The 5544-nt window shown below is 66.8% G+C and carries 6 protein-coding genes; 4 read left to right on the forward strand and 2 right to left on the reverse strand.

The window, feature by feature from the left end; translation table 11 throughout:
* The coding region (locus HUK82_RS14060; RefSeq protein WP_176614560.1) for a hypothetical protein at nt 1–199 on the reverse strand (199 nt) is incomplete at its 3' end.
* Between the two features lie 184 nt (nt 200–383).
* On the opposite strand from HUK82_RS14060, the gene HUK82_RS14065 reads away from it, so the two are divergent.
* Both HUK82_RS14065 and HUK82_RS14070 read left to right on the forward strand, forming a co-directional pair.
* Complete coding sequence (locus HUK82_RS14065) at nt 384–1589, forward strand: OpgC family protein (protein WP_176614561.1); 1206 nt, start codon at nt 384–386, stop codon at nt 1587–1589.
* A 35-nt stretch (nt 1590–1624) separates the two neighbouring features.
* Entirely contained in the window at nt 1625–2269 is a 645-nt protein-coding gene (locus tag HUK82_RS14070) for an SGNH/GDSL hydrolase family protein (protein ID WP_176614562.1), read from the forward strand.
* 80 nt (nt 2270–2349) lie between these two features.
* Here the strand turns inward: HUK82_RS14070 and HUK82_RS14075 are convergent, their stop codons facing one another.
* Nucleotides 2350–2919, reverse strand: coding sequence for a Hint domain-containing protein (locus HUK82_RS14075; protein WP_176614563.1), 570 nt, complete (start codon nt 2917–2919; stop codon nt 2350–2352).
* Between the two features lie 240 nt (nt 2920–3159).
* On the opposite strand from HUK82_RS14075, the gene HUK82_RS14080 reads away from it, so the two are divergent.
* Both HUK82_RS14080 and HUK82_RS14085 read left to right on the forward strand, forming a co-directional pair.
* A complete protein-coding gene (locus tag HUK82_RS14080; RefSeq protein ID WP_373318211.1) occupies nt 3160–4707 on the forward strand; it encodes a DegQ family serine endoprotease in 1548 nt (515 codons plus the stop codon).
* Nucleotides 4708–4716: 9 nt separating this feature from the next.
* Nucleotides 4717–5544 (forward strand): FUSC family protein (locus tag HUK82_RS14085; protein ID WP_176614564.1); only part of this gene is annotated, 828 nt, incomplete at its 3' end.

Below are 5544 nucleotides of genomic sequence, written 5' to 3' on the forward strand. Positions count from 1 at the left end.
GCGCGTCCTCGCGCGATACAGCGAGCGACACGCTGAGCGCGCCTTCGTGCAGCCGTGCGCCCTCGACGGGGGCGATCGCGGTCAGCGACGGACCAGACCCGCCTTCGCGCACGGTGGCGAGAGCCTGTTCAACGGCCGCGCGCAGGGCCGCGTCATCGGCCGGTCCTGTCGGTCCGGACATCGGGGTTGAGTTCGTCATGGCGGCCCGCTCCCACGGATAAGTCTGGCGTCCTGTCCATGTCACAGGACGCGCGCCTGTGCTAGGCGCAACGACCGGGCCTGTCCACCGCGCCGCGCGGTGGATGGCCTTGCCATTTTCCTGCCGGGGTGGTCGGGTTATAGCGGGAGGTCTTCTCCCGCCCGGGACAGGGATCGCCTGCCGTATGACGCTTTCTCCGTCGGTCGAACGTGATAACGAGGCCGCCACCCGACGGGGCGGCGAGGTCGAGGTCAACCCGCCGCGTCGCGGGCGCGACCATCGTGTGGATGCGATGCGGGGCCTCGCGCTGCTGATGATGTTCGTCGACCATATCCCGCAGAACCTGCTCAACCGGCTGACGCTGCATAATGTCGGTTTCGCCGACGCGGCGGAAATCTTCGTGATGCTGGCGGGTTTCGCGTCGTGGATCGCCTATGGCAACGCAATCGAGCGCCACGGTTGGCGCGAGGGCGTCAGCCGCATCGTGCGGCGCTGCGCGGTGCTCTATCTCTATCAGTTCGGCCTGCTGTTGCTGACCGTTCTGACCATCCGCCAGTGGCGGCGGATCTGGCCCCTGCCTCCCGACGCGGTGGAGCCGGAACTGGCTCACGGCAGCACATGGCTGTGGAAGGTGCTGACCCTCGACGCGCTGCCGAACTACCTCAACATCCTGCCGCTCTATATCGTGCTGCTGCTGCTGTTTCCGGTGATCTATGCGCTGTTGCGACGCAGCCTGCCGCTTGGCCTGGGGATCAGCGCCGCCGTCTGGTTGCTGATCAATGTTGATCCTGACGTCAATCTGCCAAACTGGCTCGACCCCGACGGCTGGTATTTCGACCCGTTCGCCTGGCAGTTCCTGTTCACGCTGGGCGCATGCGGCGCGATCCTGACCAGCCGCCATGGCGGCAGCCTGCCGCGGCGGCGCTGGCTGACCTGCGTTGCGTGGGTCTATCTGGCGTTTTCGGCACTCGAGAGTTTTCCCTGGACCGCGTGGGGGCTGCCGGACCTGCGGCTGTTCCCGATGGGGCCGCCGGAAAAGACGTCGCTCTCGCCCGTGCGGCTGATCGACGTTCTGTCGATCTTCTATCTGGTCGAATCGTCGCGGTGGGCGCGCCGTGCGTCCGAAGGCCGCCTGGGACAGCTCTTCGCGCGGTTCGGGCGTCATTCGCTGGAAATTTTCGCGACCGGCACCGTGCTTGACCTTTATGCGCGGCTTGCGTTCAGCCTGCTCGGCGCAAGCTGGTGGATGCAGATGGCGGTGAACGTCGTCTCGATCGCGCTGCTATACGGGCTCAGCCTGATCCTCGACGCGCGTCGCAAACGCGCAAGCGAGCGCGCGCGGGTCAAACGTCAGGCCCCAACCCCGACTGTCTCCGGCACCATGGCCTGACCCGCGCCCTTGTCTGTCCTACGGGAATACGTACCATGACCCCACCCACGTCCGTTCGTCCACTGCCGCGTCTGGCCGCCCGGATCCGCGCCCGCGCGCCGGTACGGATCACCCTGTTCGGCTCCTCCACCACCGAGGGGATCGGCGCGAGCAGTCCGGAGCACGGTTATGCCGCCGTGCTGGAGCGCTCCCTCCGGCCGCACATCGCGGGTTCCCTGACGGTGATCAATCGCGGCGTTGGCGGTGATGGGGCGGCGGAGATGCATCGCCGCCTGCCAGACGTCCTGGCCGATGACGCCGATCTGGTGGTCTGGCAGGGCGGCACGAACGATGTTTCACAGAAGATCGGTGTGGAAAGTTTCGTTGCGTGCAGCCGGCAGGATCTGGCGGCACTGCGCGACGCGGGCGCGGACATCGCCCTCGTCGGGCAGCAATGGTGCCGGGCCATGGACGAGGAACCGGCCTTTCCGGACTATCGCCATGCGGTCGAGGCCCTGGCCGGGGCCCTCGGCGCCCCGTATTTTCCGCGTTTTGCCATCATGCACCACTGGTGCGAGGCGCGCGGCATGACCCGCGACGAGATGTCGCCCGACGGCCTTCATATGAACGACGTGGGCTACGCGCTGCTGGGCGAGGCGGTGGCACACTGGCTGATCGCCTGCGCGGAAACCGTACGCTGAACAGGGCGCGGCCGGGGCACAGCGGCCCGGCCGGGTATGGTGGGGGGACGACACGGCGCCGGGACGGCTGCCGCCGGCCCCTACATCGTGACGGGTGGTTTGGGTACGAGATGGAGATGCGGCGCGGGGCGGAACAGGCTGCGTTCGCCGCAGTCCCGATACGTCTCGCTCCGGGCGCCGTTGGCGGAGATCAGCACGTGGCGCGCGGTTTCGACGTGAAACACCTCGAACTCGGCGGTGCGCTCCTCAAGGACGATCGAGCGATGGTTGACCAGCATGCGCACCGGGATCAGCACGCCGTTGAGGTGGAAGCCGAGGTCGGGAAGAACGACGAGGTCCGCTGACGGGACGCCGTCGGCGAATGCATCCCGCAAGATACGCACCGGCACGGGGGCACCAGGCGTGGGGCGCACGATACGGCGGCCGACCCATACGACGGGATGAGGCATCAGGTCGTCGTCGCCGGCGCCGCCCAAAATAACATCTCCCACACGTAGCTCCGCGATTGCACGGTTGCCGGTCGGGGTTGCGATCTGGGTTTCAGCCAGAAAACCTACTTCGTTGCCGCTAAATAAGGATTTGTCTCGACGCAGATCGCTAGAATGCGAAGAACTGTCAGAAGAAAACCTTTTTACGCCTGTATTTTCCATCTTTAGTGTGTCCGCGTCCCCACAAAATTATTCGGTCCCCTTGCTCGATTACATAGGGCATCGTCAAGATAAATCAGGAAAGATTAATATTCTGTTTTAGAAAGGTGTTATTTTCTTAACAAAGCAATATTTTCTTGTCCCGTACGGTTGCGGGCCGCCGCTCGGCACTGCCCGGGCACAGGTTTGGCGGCGCCCCTCGACCTGTGCGATACGGAGAGACAGCAGACTTTCACCGCGACCATGAAAGCCCCGTCTCCGATGCGCCTGTTCTCGTCCATTCCTGTCCTTTCGCTGGCATCGGTCCTTCTGGCGTCCGGTGCGCACGCGGCCGCACCGGCGCCCGATACCGCGCCGGCCTCCTCACCTGCCGCGCATCCGCCGGCAGGTGCGCCCGACAGCTTCGCCGACCTGGCGGCCCGGTTGCTGCCGGCGGTCGTGAACGTCTCGACCTCCGAGACGGTCAAGCCCGGCAGCGACGACGACGACGACGATGACGACGGCCAGACGCCTCAGGTCCCTAACTTCCCACCCGGCTCGCCGTTCGAAAAATTTTTCCACGACTTCATGAACCGCCAGAACGCGCCCGATGCGCCGCCACGCAAGATGCAGGCGCTCGGATCGGGGTTCATTATCGATCCCAGCGGGGTGATCGTGACCAACAATCACGTGATTCATAACGCTGACCAGATCACGGTGACGCTTCAGGACAACACGGTGCTCAAGGCCCGGCTGATCGGGCACGACGACCGGACCGACCTGGCCGTGCTGAAGGTGGACGCACCGCACCCCCTGCCGATGGTGGGTTTCGGCGACAGCGACCATGCCCGCGTGGGCGACTGGGTGCTGGCGATCGGCAACCCGTTCGGTCTGGCCGGCACCGTCACGGCCGGCATCGTGTCGTCGCGCGGACGCAATATTGACGCGGGCCCCTACGACGATTTCATCCAGACCGATGCCCCGATCAACAAGGGCAATTCCGGCGGCCCGCTGTTCAACATGCGTGGCGAGGTGATCGGCATCAACACCGCCATCTACTCGCCGTCCGGCGGATCGATCGGCATCGGGTTCTCCATCCCCTCGAACGAGGCGCAGGGCATCATCGCCCAGCTGCGCGCCAGCGGCCACGTCACGCATGGCTGGATCGGCGTCCATATACAGGACGTGACGCAGGACATCGCCGACGGGCTGAACCTCAAGCCCGCCCGCGGCGCGCTTGTGGCCGAGGCCGAGCCCAAGGGGCCGGCGGCCGCGGCCGGGATCAAGACCGGTGACGTGATCCAGACGCTCAATGACAAGGACATCGAAGGGCGCTCGCTGCCGCGCCTGGTCGCCCAGCTGCCGATCGGCAAGGACGCGACCTTCGGTGTCTGGCGTCACGGGCAGGTGCTGTCGGTCAAGGTGCGGATCGGGCAGTTGCCCGATGACAAACCCGACGACAAGGCGGCCGCACCCGCCAAGAAAAAAGACGGCAACGGCGCGGTGGCGATGCGCGATCTCGGCCTCAGCGTCGCGACGCTGGACGACGTGGCGCGGCAGAAGTTCAACCTGCCCTCCGACCAGCGCGGCGTGCTGGTGACCGACGTGACGGACGGCGGTCCGGCCGCCGAGCGCGGGCTGAAAGCCGGCGACGTGGTGACGGAGGTGTCGCAATCACCCGTCGCCACCCCGGCCGATCTCTCGCGTCGCATCGACGAGGCGCGCAAGGCGCATCGCCATTCCGTCCTGTTTCTGGTCCAGAATGGCGACGGGCTGCGCTGGGTGCCGTTCCCGCTCGACGACACGCACTGAGGGAGAGCCTTGACCTCGCACGGACGCCCGCCAGCCCACGCACGGACGGTCCCCGAGAGCGCGATTGCACGGCTGGCCGCGCGCGAACACGCCGTGTGGACGCGCCTGGGCGGCGGCCCGGTGGTGCGACAATGCGTCCGGCTGCTGATCGCCCTGACCCTGGCGGACGGCATGGCCCGGCTGGCGCATCTGCGCGAGCCAGTCTGGAGCCTGATCACCGCCGTGATCGTGACCCAGGGCAGCATCACCGAAACCATGAGCACCGGTCGCGACCAGATCATCGGCACGCTGATTGGCGCGGGGGCGGGGATCGCGGTGATTGCGCTGGGCCTGACGGTAATGCCGTGGCAGGTGGCGTTCCTGGTGGCGCTTCCGCCGCTGGTCTGGCTGTCCGCATGGCGAGGCGCGCGGCGGTTCGCCCTGATCACGCTGATGATCATCGTGCTGTTTCCCTCCGAGGGCGGGGCGTTCGCGCGGCCGTTCGACCGGCTGCTGTCGATCCTGTGCGGTGTGGTGGCGTCCGTCGTCGTGTCGTATCTGGTGCTGCACCGCCCTGCCCGACGCGAGGCCTTCGCGACGGCGGCGGCGATGTTCGGGGACATCGCGACCATGCTGGGCAAGGCGCTCGAGCGCCGCGCGGATCAGGCGGAGCTTGTCGCCATGACCGAAGCCGGCATCACGAAGCTGCTGCGCATCGATGCCCTGCTGACCGAAGCCTCGCGCGAAGGGCGCGCGGCGCTGGCGCGGCGGGACCCGATGCTGGCACGTCTGCCCGGCGTCCTGCGGCGCGTGCAGGGCGATGCGTTTCTGGTGGCGCGCGCGGTCAACGCGGGCAAG

It is taken from the genome of Ameyamaea chiangmaiensis (assembly GCF_013376175.1).
Taxonomy (GTDB): Bacteria; Pseudomonadota; Alphaproteobacteria; order Acetobacterales; family Acetobacteraceae; genus Ameyamaea; species Ameyamaea chiangmaiensis.